The organism is Candidatus Villigracilis sp., from assembly GCF_057083605.1.
The window spans coordinates 97,264-112,797 of record NZ_JBXMTI010000043.1 but is presented as its reverse complement, the minus strand read 5'-3'; the positions used below and the strand labels follow the sequence as shown (position 1 = coordinate 112,797).

General features: G+C 48.6%; 15 protein-coding genes. 8 read left to right on the top strand and 7 right to left on the bottom strand.

Annotated features, from left to right (window positions below):
- Nucleotides 1–9 precede the first annotated feature (9 nt).
- A complete protein-coding gene (locus AC14M5_RS07085) occupies nucleotides 10–900 on the bottom strand; it encodes a response regulator (protein WP_484028944.1) in 891 nt (296 codons plus the stop codon).
- 138 nt (nucleotides 901–1,038) lie between these two features.
- Here AC14M5_RS07085 and yqeC point away from each other — a divergent pair, with 138 nt between their 5' ends.
- The 5 genes from yqeC to AC14M5_RS07060 all read left to right on the top strand — a co-directional run bounded on the left by yqeC (nucleotide 1,039) and on the right by AC14M5_RS07060 (nucleotide 5,696).
- Complete coding sequence (yqeC, locus tag AC14M5_RS07080; protein WP_484028943.1) at nucleotides 1,039–2,442, top strand: selenium cofactor biosynthesis protein YqeC; 1,404 nt, start codon at nucleotides 1,039–1,041, stop codon at nucleotides 2,440–2,442.
- Nucleotides 2,443–2,451: 9 nt separating this feature from the next.
- On the top strand, nucleotides 2,452–3,030 hold the full coding sequence (locus AC14M5_RS07075) for a nucleotidyltransferase family protein (RefSeq protein ID WP_484028942.1): 579 nt from the start codon (nucleotides 2,452–2,454) through the stop codon (nucleotides 3,028–3,030).
- 62 nt (nucleotides 3,031–3,092) lie between these two features.
- Nucleotides 3,093–4,013, top strand: coding sequence for a diacylglycerol/lipid kinase family protein (locus tag AC14M5_RS07070; RefSeq protein ID WP_484028941.1), 921 nt, complete (start codon nucleotides 3,093–3,095; stop codon nucleotides 4,011–4,013).
- Nucleotides 4,014–4,017: 4 nt separating this feature from the next.
- Complete coding sequence (locus AC14M5_RS07065) at nucleotides 4,018–4,689, top strand: lysophospholipid acyltransferase family protein (RefSeq protein ID WP_484028940.1); 672 nt, start codon at nucleotides 4,018–4,020, stop codon at nucleotides 4,687–4,689.
- A 173-nt stretch (nucleotides 4,690–4,862) separates the two neighbouring features.
- Nucleotides 4,863–5,696: a hypothetical protein gene (locus AC14M5_RS07060; RefSeq protein ID WP_484028939.1), complete on the top strand. Its 834-nt coding sequence runs from the start codon at nucleotides 4,863–4,865 to the stop codon at nucleotides 5,694–5,696.
- Between the two features lie 52 nt (nucleotides 5,697–5,748).
- Here the strand turns inward: AC14M5_RS07060 and AC14M5_RS07055 are convergent, their stop codons facing one another.
- The 4 genes from AC14M5_RS07055 to AC14M5_RS07040 form a co-directional block, all read right to left on the bottom strand.
- The gene (locus AC14M5_RS07055; protein WP_484028938.1) at nucleotides 5,749–6,177 is read right to left on the bottom strand and encodes a GNAT family N-acetyltransferase; all 429 of its coding nucleotides are present in this window, start codon (nucleotides 6,175–6,177) and stop codon (nucleotides 5,749–5,751) included.
- A complete protein-coding gene (locus tag AC14M5_RS07050; protein WP_484028937.1) occupies nucleotides 6,167–6,889 on the bottom strand; it encodes a CDP-alcohol phosphatidyltransferase family protein in 723 nt (240 codons plus the stop codon). Before AC14M5_RS07050 ends, AC14M5_RS07055 begins: the two co-directional genes overlap by 11 nt.
- A 97-nt stretch (nucleotides 6,890–6,986) precedes the next feature.
- Entirely contained in the window at nucleotides 6,987–10,130 is a 3,144-nt protein-coding gene (gene ileS, locus AC14M5_RS07045) for an isoleucine--tRNA ligase (RefSeq protein ID WP_484028936.1), read from the bottom strand.
- 412 nt (nucleotides 10,131–10,542) lie between these two features.
- Entirely contained in the window at nucleotides 10,543–11,412 is an 870-nt protein-coding gene (locus AC14M5_RS07040; RefSeq protein ID WP_484028935.1) for a metallophosphoesterase, read from the bottom strand.
- Between the two features lie 123 nt (nucleotides 11,413–11,535).
- Here AC14M5_RS07040 and AC14M5_RS07035 point away from each other — a divergent pair, with 123 nt between their 5' ends.
- Nucleotides 11,536–12,303, top strand: a complete 768-nt coding sequence (locus AC14M5_RS07035; RefSeq protein ID WP_484028934.1) for a S1 RNA-binding domain-containing protein — start codon at nucleotides 11,536–11,538, stop codon at nucleotides 12,301–12,303.
- 49 nt (nucleotides 12,304–12,352) lie between these two features.
- Here AC14M5_RS07035 and prfB read toward each other — a convergent pair.
- A protein-coding gene (gene prfB / locus AC14M5_RS07030) for a peptide chain release factor 2 (protein WP_484028933.1) occupies nucleotides 12,353–13,439 on the bottom strand; the annotation gives its coding sequence in 2 pieces (ribosomal slippage) (nucleotides 12,353–13,372 and nucleotides 13,374–13,439; 1,086 coding nt in all).
- 8 nt (nucleotides 13,440–13,447) lie between these two features.
- A complete protein-coding gene (gene ftsY / locus AC14M5_RS07025) occupies nucleotides 13,448–14,359 on the bottom strand; it encodes a signal recognition particle-docking protein FtsY (RefSeq protein WP_484028932.1) in 912 nt (303 codons plus the stop codon).
- Between the two features lie 93 nt (nucleotides 14,360–14,452).
- Between ftsY and trxA the strand changes: the two genes are divergently transcribed.
- On the top strand, nucleotides 14,453–14,797 hold the full coding sequence (trxA, locus tag AC14M5_RS07020) for a thioredoxin (RefSeq protein ID WP_484028931.1): 345 nt from the start codon (nucleotides 14,453–14,455) through the stop codon (nucleotides 14,795–14,797).
- A gap of 22 nt (nucleotides 14,798–14,819) precedes the next feature.
- Nucleotides 14,820–15,509 carry a hypothetical protein gene (locus AC14M5_RS07015; RefSeq protein ID WP_484028930.1) on the top strand — a complete coding sequence of 230 codons (690 nt, stop codon included), beginning with the start codon at nucleotides 14,820–14,822 and terminating at the stop codon, nucleotides 15,507–15,509.
- The last annotated feature ends 25 nt before the right edge of the window (nucleotides 15,510–15,534 follow it).

The following is a 15,534-nucleotide window of genomic DNA, read 5'->3' as shown; positions in this document are numbered from 1 at the left end:
ATATACCCATCAATGCAGCATGGTCCGATCAAAGATTGCGGGGCTGGAATAGGTTCTATCTCGCAGTAAGAGGCGCGCGCGATTGATATCCGCTACGATGCTTTGTGTGTTTTCATATTCAAAATCACACAACAGTACACCCAAATTAACGCGCAGGCTGAGACCAGTGCCGTTGTTCTCCAGAAATTTTTTCATGCTATCGCGCACACGTCCTGCAATGCGCAGTGGCGCTTCGGGGTTGGGAATATCCTCGATCAGCGTGAGGAAAACTCCATCGGCGGGGACCCAGGCCATTGTGTCTGTTGGGCGAAGCGTCACTTTGAACTGCTCGGCCAGGTCTTTGAAGAAATGATTCGCATCATCCCCGTTCAACCGCTTTTGTAATTCATTCAACTGCACCAGGTCTGCAAATAAAACCCCAAAGCGCCGCAACGTACTTTGTTTGATGCGCTCCAGCGAAAACGCCAGCCGCACGCTAAAAAAGGACATTGTGTATAAGCCCGTTACCTTCTCACGCGTAGGCTCGCTCATCGCGCCCTGAGTCGATTGTAAACGCTGCACCAGGCTGCTTAGTTGGGTGATATCCACTGGCTTGAGCAGGAGCAGGTCGGGTTCCACAGGCAGGCTGTCGGCAATTGGTGCGTATGCGGTAATCACCACCACAGGCACTGTGTTCAACCTAGTGTCTGCACGCATCCGCCTTAATATTTCCACACCAGACATGCCTGGTAATTGCAGATCGAGTAAAACAATATCAGGTACAAAATTCTCGAGGCGGGTCATGGCCTCCCTGCCATTCAGAATCATCTCGGTATGATACCCGGCAATATCAAGGACGTGTCGAAACAATGCGACAATGTCACGGTCATCTTCAACGATCAGTGCAACAGGTTTATCCATAACAAACGCCCTTCGCTCGCCAATAAAGGATTTGCATTTCATATGCGAACCGAACACGGTTAATTATACGGTTTTTTACACAATCGCTAAAGATAAATTTCATTGCAAAATTCAATTTTCTTAACTTACAATATAAGCATGAATATCGCCCATGCCCTTCGGCTTGACTCTCCCTCCGCTTCCAGCCAGATCGTCAGCTTGGTCGGCGCTGGGGGGAAGTCTACTACACTGTTTCAGCTCGCGCGTGAATTATTGTCCGTTGTCCATCGTCCATCGTCCGTCATTCTGACTTCCACCACTCACCTTGGCTTCTGGCAAGTTCCGCTCGCTGATCATCATATCATTGTCAATAAACTTAACGATCTTCAAAATCTTCCACACGAAGGCGTGATCCTCGTCACGGGTGGAATTGATAACGACCGTACAAAACCTGTTAGCGATACAATCCTAAATTACCTGCGTGAATATACAAAAGAAAATGGTATTCCCCTTCTTATTGAAGCCGATGGCTCCCGTCAAAAACCGCTTAAGGCTCCTGCCTCTCATGAACCACCGATCCCTGAGTTTACGGAAACTGTTATCGTAGTCGCAGGGCTCTCCGCCATTGGCAAGCCACTGGCAGAGGAGCATGTCCATCGCGCCGAAATTTTCTCTCAACTCAGCGGCCTGCAGATTGGCGAAACCATCATAGCACAGGCCATTATTTCCATGCTCATTCACCCGCAAGGCGGATTGAAAAACATTCCGCCCACCTCACGCCGCATCGCCCTTCTTACCCAGGCTGACACATCGGCATTGCAATCCCTCGGCGGCGGGATGGCGCGCCCATTGTTGGATCATTTCCATTCCGTTGTTGTTGGGTCATTCGAGCAAAATGTTTTCCGCACCTTTGAGCACACGGCTGGCATCATCCTCGCTGCGGGTGAAAGTACTCGCTTTGGTTCCCCCAAACAACTGTTGGATTGGAAAGGCAAACCCTTCGCACGACACATTGCCGAAACCGCGCTTCACTCTGGACTTTGGCCTGTGGCTGTCATCACCGGCCATCGCTCCGCTGACGTTGAATCCTGCCTAAAAGACCTCCCCATCCAAACTGTCCACAACCCAGGTTATCAACAAGGCCAAAGCACCTCAATCATTTCAGGTGTCAAGTATTTAACTTCCTCCCCCAAATCCGACGAACCCCAGTCGGATTTGGGGGAGGTGCCGAAGGCGGAGGGGGTCAAAGCAGGTTCAGCCATCTTCCTCCTCTGCGACCAGCCGCAGATCCCATCCGAAGTCATCCGTGCACTAATAAATTCTCACACGCGCGAACTACATCCCATCATTGCGCCTCTCGTGCTTGAAGAGCTTCGTGCCAACCCCGTGCTATTTGACCAGGTTACCTTTCCCAACCTCATGCAATTGACGGGTGATATCGGTGGCCGCGCCATTTTCTCGAAATACAAAGTAGAATACATGCCCTGGCACGATGACATCCTATTATTGGATGTTGACAAACCAGAAGACTATCAAAGGTTGGTTGAAATTGAAAAACTCTAGGAACAGTTCATGATCACAGCCATCATTCTCGCCGCGGGCGAATCCACTCGAATGGGCGAGCCGAAAATGCTAATGCCCTGGGGCAAAAGCACCGTGTTGCAAACGGTCATTTCCACTTTTCAGGCCGCTGGCATTAAAGATATTCTGGTCGTCACAGGCGGGGCACATCAACAGGTGGAAGCATTGGTCGGCAGAACGGTGCAGACCGTTTTCAATGAAAATTATAAAAGCGGCGAAATGCTGAGCTCCATCCAGCTTGGTCTGTCTGCGAAAATGCGTGAGGCGAGTGCCGCGCTCATTTGTCTCGGCGACCAGCCCCAGGTCGAGGAAAGAAGCGTGCGCAGTATCTGCAATGCCTACCTTGAAAGCAAATTCCAGATCGTGGTTCCAAGTTATCAAATGAAGCGTGGGCATCCCTGGTTAATCGCGCGTCCGCTTTGGGATGAACTGTTAGCTATGAAGGCGCCTAAAACAGCACGCGATTTTCTAAAGAAACATACCCGCACAATTCATTATGTGAACGTCGATACTCCCAGCGTGATCGCCGACCTGGATACACCCGAAGATTTTTTGAAATCCAAAACTTGATATAGATTGACAACCGACCATACAAAAGATACACTCGCCCCAATTCAAAATGGGAGCGGTATATGAAATATTTTGTCATCGTTAATCCAACATCAGGCCGTGGGCTTGGTGGAAGATCAATTCAGCATATCGAATCCAGCCTGCGTGAATATGGGCTGGATTTTACGTTGGTGCAAACCGAATGCATGTGGCACGCCGCAGATTTAGCCGAAGGCGCCGCACGTGACGGTTATGACGTGATCGTGTGCGCCAGCGGCGATGGCACCGTGAACGAGGCCATCAATGGCATCATGCGCGCTAAGAAGGATGGGCACAATCACACTGCATTCACAGTACTTGGCATCGGCACAGGTAATGATTTTGCAGGCGGCACAGGCATCCCCACAAATTTGATCGACGGCTTGAAAGCCTTGAAGGAAAATAAACGCAAAAAAATCGATATCGGTTTTGTGAAAGGCGGCGATTATCCCGAAGGCCGATATTTCGGAAATGGCATCGGCGTCGGCTTCGATGCGGCGGTTGGCAACGAGGCTATCAAAGTCCGCTGGACGCGCGGTTTGTTGGCCTATCTCATTGGTGTAATCAAGACCGTCTTCCTTTATTACAATCCCGCGCAAGTTGAAATCATTTTGGACGGCAATGAAACCATCAAACAAGTTTCGCTGATGATCTCTGTTATGAACGGCAGGCGCATGGGCGGAGGTTTTCAAATGGCCCCCGAAAGCCAGCCCGATGACGGCCTCTTTGACTTGTGCATCGCCGAAACCGCATCAAAAGGACGCATCCTGCAAATGATCCCCTACTTCATCAAAGGGACACAAGTTGTGTTACCCGAAATTCAAATGAAACGCGCGAAAACTGTTTCGATCAAATCACTGGATATAACCTTCCCCGCCCACGCCGATGGAGAGTTTATCTGTCTCAGCGGCTCACACTTGACCCTCGAACTGCTGCCGAAAGAACTAGAAATTGTCTGCGCCTAAGCCTATGAACCCCATCCCCTGGTTAATGAACTTTATCATCCGTGTCTATACCCGCATCACCTGCCGTATCGATGCGCCAGACCTGCACAAATTCCCCAAACATGGCCCATTGATCGCCATTGCAAATCACACAGGTCAGATCGAAATTCCAATCTTATTCGCACATTTACAGCCTCGTCCGCTTACGGGCTGGGCAAAGATCGAAGCATGGGATAACTGGTTCCTGCGTTGGGTCTTCGGCGTCTGGGATGTGATCCCTGTCCGCCGTGGTGAAGCGGATATGAACGCCCTCAAGCTGGCATTGAAGGCATTGAAGGATGGAAAAATATTCGGGCTGGCCCCTGAAGGCACGCGTAATAAAACAGGCAAACTCAAAAGAGCCCTGCCTGGCACTGCCCTGATCGCATTACATTCAGATGCACCGATCATCCCTATTGCACATTGGGGTGGGGAGATATATCTAAAAAATCTTAAGCGTTTGAAACGCACAGATTTTCATATTCGTATTGGTGATCCATTTAAGATCAATGTGGAGGATGTAAAGGTTACAGGCGAAGTCCGCCAACAGATTGTGGATGAGATGATGTACCGCCTGGCCAGGATGCTCCCAGAAGAATATCGCGGTGAATATAGTGACATAGAAAATGCTACTGAAAAATTCATAAGAAACCTATAGGCGAATTCTAAGTTTTTCTGTATTATCAGCGCCCTGAATTAATTTCCGATGATGTAAAACAAAGGCAATAGTACCTTAGTCCTATCCCGCTTTCAGAGATGAAAGCTAATGCAAGATAGAAATGTTTTAGAATGAATTTGCATATTGCAACCATAGACTAAGGAGATATAAAAATGAAAAAACTACTAACCAGTATTTTCCTTGTGCTTGCCCTGCTTGCAACAACCGCAGGCACAGTATTCGCACAGGAAACCACACCGATCATTGGCACAGTTGAATCTGTTGGCTTTGAAACCGACCCAACTACAGGTGAAACGCTTGTTGTGCTCAGTGTATTAGATGAGACAACAGGCGAATCGCAAACTGTAAAGGTCAGCCTTGAAACCGCTGCATCCCTTGGGTTGATCGAAACCGACCCAGTCACAGGTGAACCAGTGATTGACCCGGTCACGGGTGAGCCAGTCGTCACAGAAGGCGCTGTCGGTACGGAAGTTGAAATTGCCCCTGAAGAGGTCATTGGCGGCGAAGAAGAAGCAATGGAAGAAGAACACCCCGTCGGTTCTGCATTATCAGAATTTTTCGGCGATGCAATAGGCGCTGATTATGACACGATCATGGAAGCTCATGAAGATGGTGTTGGCTTTGGCGTGATCGCTCAAGCCTTGTGGCTGGTCAAGCTAAATGACGGTGCTATTGCTTTTGAAGATTTGATGGATGCCAAGAAAAACAATGACTACAGCAACATTGTCTTTGAAGACGGTACCACCGTCGACAACTGGGGCGATATTGTAAAGTTGTCGAAGGAAGGTGGTAATCTCGGCAGCATCATGTCAGGTAAAGCTGATAGCGGCGAAGAAGAAACTGGCGAAGAAACCACCACCACCCTTGAGGCCACTGGCACTGGAAACGGAAACAATGGTAATGGACATGGGAATAACGGGGGCGGTAATGGTAAAGGCAAGGGTAAGGGTGGCGGCGGCAAAGGCAAGGGCGGCGGACGTCCTTAGTTGAACATAATGACTTAAATAATAAGAGCCAGCGAATTCGCTGGCTCTTATTTCATAATTTAATTTGGTACACGTTGGTTCCCCTTTTTGTAAATCCCACCCGTAGATAAAGTTTATTTGCCGCGACACGCATCGGATTGGATGTAAGTGAGATATTGCCTGCACCTTTTTCACGGGCCAATTCTATGGCTCTCAGCATCAAGGCTTCACCATATCCCTCTCCGCGCGCGGATATGTCCACAACCACATCTTCGATGATGGCACGGATTCCCGTTGGCACGCGATAGACGGCGAACGTCAACGCGCCAACGATATCGTTATTTTCACTGCGGGCTATTATCAGCGTGGAAGCCGCATCTCGGACGAGAGCAGCTAAATCGTCGAGGGAAGGAGGCGGGTTGTTATTGGTCAGTTGAGGGACAAGACGTTGAAAGGCCTCGTAAAGTTCATCATCCGCTTTTGTAACAATCTCAATTTGCATTTGATTTCTTGGGGATTAGGCTCAATATAATGTAGTAGGCTACGTAAACAAACGAAGCCCATACCACCCAGTTTGGTTGATTAGGATATTGGATCAATCCCCATATTCCAATTGCGCCGTAAAGATAGGTCAACACGAGGGTTAGCTTTCGCAAATAAGTATTGCGCGTAGGGTAAATATATTTAATTGGAATGAAAACCATGATGTTGAATAACATCAGAAAACCAAAATTCAGCCATTGCGGCAGGTTCATCAACAACATATAAAGTACTGCTATATTCCAGTAGGATGGAAAGCCCTTAAAATGATGGTCGTCTGTCTTCGCATCAGTTTGTGTGAATTGATAAGCGGATGTCAACAGAATGGAACATGCACCCAACAGGCGAACGCTCTCAGGCAGCACATCTGCTTCGATCAAAAAGATGGCGGGCACAAGCACGTAGTTAACATAATCGAGAATGTTATCCAGCAATGCGCCGTCAATTCCGCTTGCATATTTTTTTACATCCGCCCAACGCGCGAGCATTCCATCGAAGCCGTCGATCAACATGGCAACGATCATCCAAAGAATCATCGCACGCCAGTCCTGTTCAAAAATGGCAAGGATAGCAAGCAAGCCGCAGACAGCCCCCAATGCAGTAAATAGATGCACGCCCCACGCAGCAATCACGCGCAATGTATTTGGTTTTTGTGCTATTGCAGAAGTCATCATGAGTTATTCCTCTGATACAGGTTGTTGAAATTATAAATTAAAACAGACTTCAGAAATTTTCAATTCTGAAGTCTGTTAACTACTTTCTTTTTCCGAATTACGCCTTCACCAAACCAACCTTAACCTTCTCACCTTCAAATTCATCATCGACAACCGATGCATTCTGCGGCGGATTCACAAATGACAATTTGGACGTCAGCGTTTCAGCTTTGATGTAAGACTCGTGCGCCTCCACTGCCGACCTCAAGCCTGCTGAGGCCTCGACGAACAATTCCACACGATCAGCCACATCCAGGTCGGCGGCCTTGCGCAGGTCCTGCACGCGGCGCACAAATTCACGCGCCAAGCCTTCCGAGATGAGTTCAGGTGTCAAGTCTGTGACGAGCGCAGCCACGTACGCACCTTCCTCTGCCACCGCGAAACCTTCCTTCGCCATGGCCTTCACTTCCACTTCATCGGAGAGGATTTCATAAGTCTCGCCATCCACTGTCACTTTCACAGGGCTGCCAGATTGCAGGGTCTTTGCGACTTCTTCAGCGTTCAAAGCAAGTATCGCTTTTTGAAGTGACGGAAACTTATTGCCATATTTCTGTCCGAGTTGCTTGGGCAGAGGCTTCACGGTGTGAGTCAACGCTTCTGTGGAAGCATCCAACAAACGAACTTGCTTCACATTTAACTCATCCGCGATGACGTCCATATTATTCATGAGGGCTTTTCGTTCTGTGGGGTTACCCACTGAAAAGGCGGCTTCTGCAAGAGGCTGACGCACTTTGCGATTTGCCTTTTGCCTGGCGGAGTGACCCAACGAGACTACGCGCATGATGAGTTGCATGTCACGGTTCAGCGATTCATCGACGAACTCGTCTATTACCTTCGGCCATTCTGCCAGGTGGACTGATTCAGGTGCCGTTTCGTCAACCGAACGAACAAGGTTTTGATACAACTCCTCCGCCAGGAATGGCATAGCAGGTGCAACGAGTTTGGCTACAGTCACCAAGGCGGTGTATAGCGTAGAGTATGCGGCCTGTTTATCTGCGCCTGAATCATTTTTCCAAAAGCGGCGGCGTGAACGGCGCACATACCAGGTGGAAAGGTTCTCAACAAACTTCTCTATCGGGCGGGTCGCGTTCAAGACATCATATTCTTCGTATGCCCTGGTCACGTCACGCACGAGTACGTTTAATTCAGAGAGCAGCCAGCGATCAAGATCGTTGGTTGTGGCCGTTACTGTCAGGCCCTGTGGCTTGTCGAGGTTGGCGTATGTCACAAAGAACGAGTAGACATTCCACAGCGTAAGCGTAAAGCTGCGGATGACATCGCCAACCAAATCGGAAGAGAAGCGGCGCTCCTGTCCGGGCGGTGTGGCCGTGTAGAGATACCAGCGCAACGCATCCGCACCGTGGACGTTTAGCACATCCCACGGTTGCACGATATTGCCCAAGGACTTGGACATCTTGCGTCCCTCGCCATCCTGAATGTGGCCGAGGCAGATGACGTTCTTAAAGGAAACATCGTCATTCAATAGTGTGCTGATGGCATGAAGCGAATAAAACCATCCGCGAGTCTGATCCACGGCTTCGCAGATGTAATCGGCTGGGAATTGCTGTTTAAACTTTTCCTGATTCTCAAACGGGTAATGCCATTGCGCATATGGCATCGAACCGGAATCAAACCAGACATCGATCAGGTCCTTCACGCGAGTCATCTTGCCGCCACACTCCACGCACTTCCAGTGAACTTTGTCCACGTGCGGGCGATGCAGGTCAAGCTCAGATAAATCCTTGCCTGCTTTTTCGGATAACTCCGAAACCGAACCAACACATTCGCGATGCTTGCAATCCTCACATTCCCAAATAGGAAGCGGTGTGCCCCAATAGCGCTCGCGGCTGAGTGACCAGTCGATATTATTTTCAAGCCAGTTGCCAAAGCGTCCATTCTTGATGTGATCGGGAACCCAATTGATCGTCTTGTTCAATTCCACGAGGCGGTCACGCTTTGAACTCGTGCGGATATACCACGCATCGCGCGCGTAATACAAAAGCGGAGTGTGACAACGCCAGCAGAATGGATAAGTATGCACAAGAGTCCCCGCCCGAAATAAAAGTCCACGAGCATCGAGGTCTTTGATGATCTGTGGGTCAGCTTCTTTGACGAATACCCCGCGCCATGGTGTGATTTCAGGGATGAATGTCCCGTCGGGTTGAACGGTGAGCAGAACGGGCAAGTCGTGTTCCTTCGCCATTTCCATATCTTCCTGACCAAACGCAGGAGCCTGATGCACAAGACCCGAACCGTCTTCAGTGGTGACAAAGTTACCAAGCACAACAAAGTAAGCGGGCTTATCGGCTGGCACAAAAGTGAAGAGCGGCTTGTACTTCACGCCTTTTAACTTTTTGCCTTTGAAGGTATCCACCACTTTTACTTCTTCATCTTTGAATATTTTCTCAACCAAGTTCTTCGCAAGGATAAGTTTTTCTTTTGTTCCGTTGTTGTCCCGTTCAACGGTCACGTAGTCCACTTCGGGGTGTGCAGCGACAGCCACGTTGGCAGGAAGTGTCCATGGCGTCGTTGTCCAAACCAATAGCGAGGTATCGGGCTTATCCACCAGCGGCATACGGACAAAAACTGAGGGGTCGGTAGCGTCGTCGTAACCGAGAGCAACTTCATGGTCAGAAAGAGGCGTGCCACATCGAGGGCAATACGGCACTACTTTGTATCCCTTGAAAAGCAGGTCTTTATCCCAAAAATTTTTCAGGATCCACCAAACGGATTCCATATATTCGTTGGTATAGGTCACATACGCATCTTCAAGGTCGACCCAAAAAGCGATGCGGTCTGTGAGTTTTTCCCAATCCTGAATGTAGGCAAAGACGGAATCCTTGCAAAGCTCGTTGAATTTGTCGATGCCATACTCTTCGATCTGCTGCTTGTTGTTGAAACCAAGCTGTTTCTCTACCTCGATCTCAACCGGCAGGCCATGTGTATCCCAGCCACCACGGCGCGAGACGTGATAGCCACGCATGATCTTGTAGCGCGGAAACATATCTTTGAAGGCGCGCGCCAATACGTGATGCACACCGGGGCGTCCGTTTGCAGTTGGGGGCCCTTCATAAAATACATATTCGGGGCCGCCCTTGCGTTGCTCAACGGTCTTCTTAAAGATGCCCTGCTTCTTCCACATCTTGAGCACGCTATCTTCCATTGAAGGTGCGTCGAGTTTTGGGCTTACTGGTTTGAACATTCGTACCTCACCATTTCCGTCATTGCCCTCGCAACGACATACTTAAAATAAAAACTCTCATCTCTTTACAGAGACGAGAGCAATGCTCACGCGGTACCACTCTGATTTCTGCACTAGCCACTTGAGGCTTGCCATTTAGTAAGGCTTGCAGGCACTCATTGGATGACAATCATCATCCTGTTCTGATAACGAAGAACAATTTCGGATTCCCTACTCTCAAACAATATTTTGCTTGATTTCAGTTCACAGCTCCGGGAGGATTTTCAACCGCCTATGCGTATCCGCTTCACACCTGACCTCGGACTCGCTGACCGTTTCGACAGATTTACTCGTTCCCATCCACGCTTATTCCACTTTATGAAATTTTATGGTTCGCAGATTATACATAGTTCTGCGAAGTTGCGCAAGAACATCACACGGGTTTCAAGGTAAAAACTGTTATTTCGGGTCGACAGTTAAAACGAATGGCTGGTTCTATCATCCCCACGCCTCGATTGGTATACTGCCACATCTTGCGAACCTTATACAACCCTGAATAATATTTTCGCCCCAAATGCGGCAGGACCGGCGCGCCAAAAAATGGGATTACCACCTGCCCTCCGTGTGAGTGACCCGATAGCTGTACGCTGAATCTTCCGGTTTTGGCGCTGGTATCGGCATAATCTGGTTCATGTGCAAGCAAGATTGCCTCACCAGATTCTGGAAGTTTTGCCAGGACTTCATCCAACCGATCATGTCCCTCCCAAATATCATCCACGCCTGCGATGTGCAATTGCTCACCGTCCTTTTCAAGTGTGAATATGTCATTTTTCAATTCCATCGCATTACAGCGTGACAACATCTGTCGAACCTTCTCTGCATCCGTCCAATGGTCGTGGTTGCCTAACACACCAAGCACAAGGCACTCTGCAGTAAGTTTCGACATCTCTTCAATATAATCTTCAACTGCATCATCCAGTTCCGCAGTCCAACTATGACCAAAGACATGATCGCCTGTTATTACAACCAGATCAGGCTTTTCTTTTATTGTCAGTTCGATTACTCGGGCAATGCGCTCCCGATTCATCCAACCGCCAATATGAATATCACTGATCTGAACCAGCCGAAAATCATAAAATGATTTTGGCAGGCGGCGCAGGGGTAAGTCTATATTATTGACTTCGATCCACTCAGGCTCACCCCAAACACCGTAAGCGTAAGAAGCTGTCCCCAAAGTGAATAAAGAAGCAATGGTTCCCTTAAATAATCGCAAGAAATCGCGGCGTGAAAGCTTGTTTTTCATATTCACCAAATTATACTGACCATGTTTACATTTTCGATATGTAACAGATTTCACGTTGACTTATTTTTGTCAGACAGGTATAATCTTTCGTCGGCATTATTTCAATCAGTAGGAGTATAAACTATGGCTACACCTGATAGCGCACCCGCCGTAGCGCTCGAACCAAAAACTAAACTTAGCGGCAAAATTTTGAAAACCACTCTCGCGGGGGCGCTTGTAGACATCGGACAAAGCTTACCCGGTGTCATCCACATCTCACAACTTCAACAGGATGCAGTAAATAAAGTGGAAGATGTTGTGAAGGAAGGGCAAACGGTAGATGTTTGGGTACGACGCGTAAAGAAAGACCGCATCGAACTGACCATGATCGAACCCCTGGCGTACGAATGGAAGGAGATCCAGCCTGAGATGATCGTCAAAGGCAAGGTCGTTCGTCTTGAAACCTACGGTGCATTTGTAGATTTTGGCGCAGAACGCCCCGGCCTTGTTCACGTCAGCGAACTCACCCACGGCTATGTCAAAACGGCCAGTGAAGTCCTCAAGGAAGGCGAAGAGATCGAAGCCAAGGTTTTGGATGTAGATCGCCGCAAACGGCAGATTCGTTTGAGCATGAAGGCGCTTCAAGCCGAAGTGGTTGAAGAAGCCAAACCCGAACGCGATGAGCGTAAGCCGAAAGGCAAACGCAAAGGCAAGAAGGAAGACGAGTCTTACACAATGGAAGCGGAAGCACCCAACGAGCCTCAGTTTACCGCTATGCAGATCGCCTGGCAGCAAGCACTCGAAAAATCCAAAGGGAAAAAAGTTCGACGTAAGTCTTACAAATCTGCTTCAGAAGAACAGGAAAAACTCTTCAACAGTACTTTGGAAAAACGACTTCCAACTGGCGGATAACAAAAAGAGCGGGTTCAAACCCGCTCTTTTGATTCTTGTCACCAATTTATTATTTTGCAACACTTTTCAAATAGGCTTCCATAAATCCGTTCAAGTCACCGTCTAATACGGCCTGTGAATTACCAGATTGAAAGTCAGTGCGATGATCCTTTACCATCTGATATGGATGCAGGACATAGGAACGGATCTGACTCCCCCATTCAGCCTTGGTGTATTCGCCGCGCAGAACCGCCCGCTCTTCTTCCCTTTCTGCCTGGCGCAATTCCAACAGACGTGCCCGTAAAATTCGCATCGCAAATTCGCGGTTTTGATTCTGCGAACGCTCGTTCTGACAAGTCACGACAATTCCCGTTGGGATATGAGTAAGCCTTACAGCGGTGGCGTTCTTTTGCACATTTTGTCCGCCCGCACCAGACGAACGGAAGACATCCAGCTTTACATCACCGGGACTGATCTCGATATCCGCCTCTTCCATGGAAACCTGCGGCAACACTTCAACTAGTGCGAATGATGTATGTCTGCGATGCGCCGCATCAAATGGGGAAAGCCGCACCAAACGATGGACTCCTTTTTCGGAACGTAAATAGCCAAATGCGTAACGCCCACCCACTGCAATCGTCACACTCTTGATACCCGCTTCTTCCCCTGGCGTAGAGTCCAAAATTTCAGCAGTAAAACCCTGATCTTCGACCCAGCGCAGATACATGCGTTGAAGCATTTCGGCCCAGTCCTGCGAATCCGTCCCACCGGCGCCAGCATGGATTGCGAGAATGGCATCGTCATGATCGTAAGACCCTGAAAGCATGGCTGCAAAGGAACGTTTCTCCAAATCAGCTTCAAGCTTCTTGATCTCTACTTCTAGATCAGCGCGCAGAGATTCATCATCAAGGCTTGCCAGATCAGTCAGGTCATGAATTTGTTGTTTTAATGAATTCCAGGATACAACCTCTTCACGCAGGTTTGAGATGGTCTTCATTACCTTCTGTGCGTTGGTGGAATCATTCCAGAATTCTGGGTTTTCTATTTCTTTTTCAAGTTGTGAAAGTTGAAGTTCTTTGCCTGTCAGGTCAAAGACGCACCATTAATTGCTGAGTCAGGTCATTCGCGGCCTGCAAGCGTTGAAGTAAGTCTTGCATAATCTCTCCTAATTATTTGACAAAATCCCATCTACAAATGCATCCGGATCGAATGGCGTCATGTCTTCAGGCTTTTCGCCCAGGCCAGCAAACAGAATCGGCAAGCCCAATTCACGTTGAATTGCAAATGCCATACCACCGCGCGCAGACGAATCCAGTTTTGACAAAATTACACCGGTTACGTTAACTGCTTCTTTAAATGAACGGGCCTGCTGCAATGCATTCTGACCCGTGGTTGCATCCAACACAAGCCAGACCTCGTGCGGAGCGCCTTCAAGCGCTTTGCCTACCACTCGGTTTACTTTTTTCAATTCTTCCATCAAGTTGAAGCGGGTGTGCAGACGTCCCGCCGTATCGATCATGACGATGTCTATACTGCGGGCGACTCCAGCTTGAACTGCATTATATGCCACTGCACCGGGGTCGCTCTCAGGAGCACCTGCGATCACTTCCACTTTTAGCCTGTCACCCCAAACCTGAAGCTGGTCAATCGCTGCGGCACGGAAGGTATCAGCAGCGCCGAGTAGGAGTTTCTTTCCACTGGCATTAAAACGCGATGCCAGCTTCGCAATCGTTGTAGTTTTACCAGAACCATTAACACCCACAACCAGGATAATGGTTGGCTTATGATCCAAATTTAGAGCAGGCGGCGTTTCAAGGCGAGAACGCAGTTCCCTTTTCAGCGCAGAAAAAAGTTCATTGGCGCGGATCAGGCCTTGGGTCCGCGTGAGGCGTTTGAGAGAATCCAAAACAGAGGTCGTGGTATCAATACCCAAATCCGCTTGAATCAGCAGGGCTTCAAGATCATCCCATGTTTCATTATTGATTTCAGATGTGCCAAGGATGGATGCAATTTGTCCGAATGCGGCTTTGCTTGTGCGCGAGAGTCCGTCTTTCCAACGCGATAATAGGCTATTCATGAGCCGCGATTATATCAGGGATTTTATGTTATACTCCATCGGCTAAATAAAGAAAACGATAAAAGTAATGGAATAATATATAAGGAAGAAAATATGTCCAGTGAACCTATTCATATCACAGATGAAGCCTTCGAAAAAGTTGTAATGCAATCACCGCTGCCAGTAATTGTTGACTTTTGGGCGCCGTGGTGCAATCCCTGTAAGATGATCGCACCCACACTCGATAAACTTGCCAGGGAGCAGGAAGGCAAATTGATCGTGGCGAAAGTCAACACAGATGATCATTCCGAATGGATGCAAAAATTTGGCATTCAAGGCATCCCCACATTGCTGTTTGTTTCAGGTGGCAAGGTTGTACACCGCCAGGTTGGCGCACTGCCCGAACGTATGCTGCGCGAAGTGGTCATGCAATTCATGGATGTCATCAGTCAAAACTAAGCTCTACATCGAGGAGTTGGCTATGAAAAAAACGCTTGTTACGATGGTTGCGCTTTCCATACTGCTAAGTGGATGCCTGCCAGCCAGCTTGCAGCCTGAAACCAACAATCCAACTCCAATATCACAAGAAGATCTTCAAGCTACGGCCGCGATCCTCTCACAGCAAACGCTGCAATCTTTATCCACAGCGACGATCCTGCCAAGTGAAACACCTGTTATCACCACCGCCACTGTGACAGCGACACAAGCCACGCCCACTGAAACGCAAAATCCAATTTTACTTACTTTAACCGCGACCTTAGGCACCGGCACAGTAACGGCAAATAATGGAACCCCAGGATTCGACCCAGCACAATCCGCATTGACAGCAAGTGCCACGCCAAACCCTGCATTTAGTGCCACAGCGGGTACGGCTCAACCACTTTTTTATGGTACATTACCGCCCCATCTGCCTTATGGTGGCATTACCCTGATCAACAAGGCCAAAGTGGATGTTTACATTTCCCTACGGTGCGTAACCAGCGAAGGATTTATAACAATCCTTGAATACCCGGTAAAGGGATATGTGGATGCAAGGGCGCCAGCCGGTAAATACACTTATGTTGCATGGGTCGGCGGCAGGCAATTCACCGGCGCATTTTCATTAGCCAACGATCAGGAAATAGTAATAAATATTTTCAAAGACCGAATCGGTATTAAAAATAACAATTGAACCAAGATATGAAATGGAGAAATAT

Coding starts and splice junctions, on each gene's coding strand:
- ftsY (WP_484028932.1), bottom strand. CDS start 14,359: ATGAATAGCCTATTATCGCGTTGGAAAGACGGACTCTCGCGCACAAGC.
- ileS (WP_484028936.1), bottom strand. CDS start 10,130: ATGTTCAAACCAGTAAGCCCAAAACTCGACGCACCTTCAATGGAAGAT.
- AC14M5_RS07035 (WP_484028934.1), top strand. CDS start 11,536: ATGGCTACACCTGATAGCGCACCCGCCGTAGCGCTCGAACCAAAAACT.
- AC14M5_RS07060 (WP_484028939.1), top strand. CDS start 4,863: ATGAAAAAACTACTAACCAGTATTTTCCTTGTGCTTGCCCTGCTTGCA.
- trxA (WP_484028931.1), top strand. CDS start 14,453: ATGTCCAGTGAACCTATTCATATCACAGATGAAGCCTTCGAAAAAGTT.
- AC14M5_RS07065 (WP_484028940.1), top strand. CDS start 4,018: ATGAACCCCATCCCCTGGTTAATGAACTTTATCATCCGTGTCTATACC.
- AC14M5_RS07070 (WP_484028941.1), top strand. CDS start 3,093: ATGAAATATTTTGTCATCGTTAATCCAACATCAGGCCGTGGGCTTGGT.
- yqeC (WP_484028943.1), top strand. CDS start 1,039: ATGAATATCGCCCATGCCCTTCGGCTTGACTCTCCCTCCGCTTCCAGC.
- AC14M5_RS07085 (WP_484028944.1), bottom strand. CDS start 900: ATGGATAAACCTGTTGCACTGATCGTTGAAGATGACCGTGACATTGTC.
- AC14M5_RS07040 (WP_484028935.1), bottom strand. CDS start 11,412: ATGAAAAACAAGCTTTCACGCCGCGATTTCTTGCGATTATTTAAGGGA.
- AC14M5_RS07050 (WP_484028937.1), bottom strand. CDS start 6,889: ATGATGACTTCTGCAATAGCACAAAAACCAAATACATTGCGCGTGATT.
- AC14M5_RS07075 (WP_484028942.1), top strand. CDS start 2,452: ATGATCACAGCCATCATTCTCGCCGCGGGCGAATCCACTCGAATGGGC.
- AC14M5_RS07015 (WP_484028930.1), top strand. CDS start 14,820: ATGAAAAAAACGCTTGTTACGATGGTTGCGCTTTCCATACTGCTAAGT.
- AC14M5_RS07055 (WP_484028938.1), bottom strand. CDS start 6,177: ATGCAAATTGAGATTGTTACAAAAGCGGATGATGAACTTTACGAGGCC.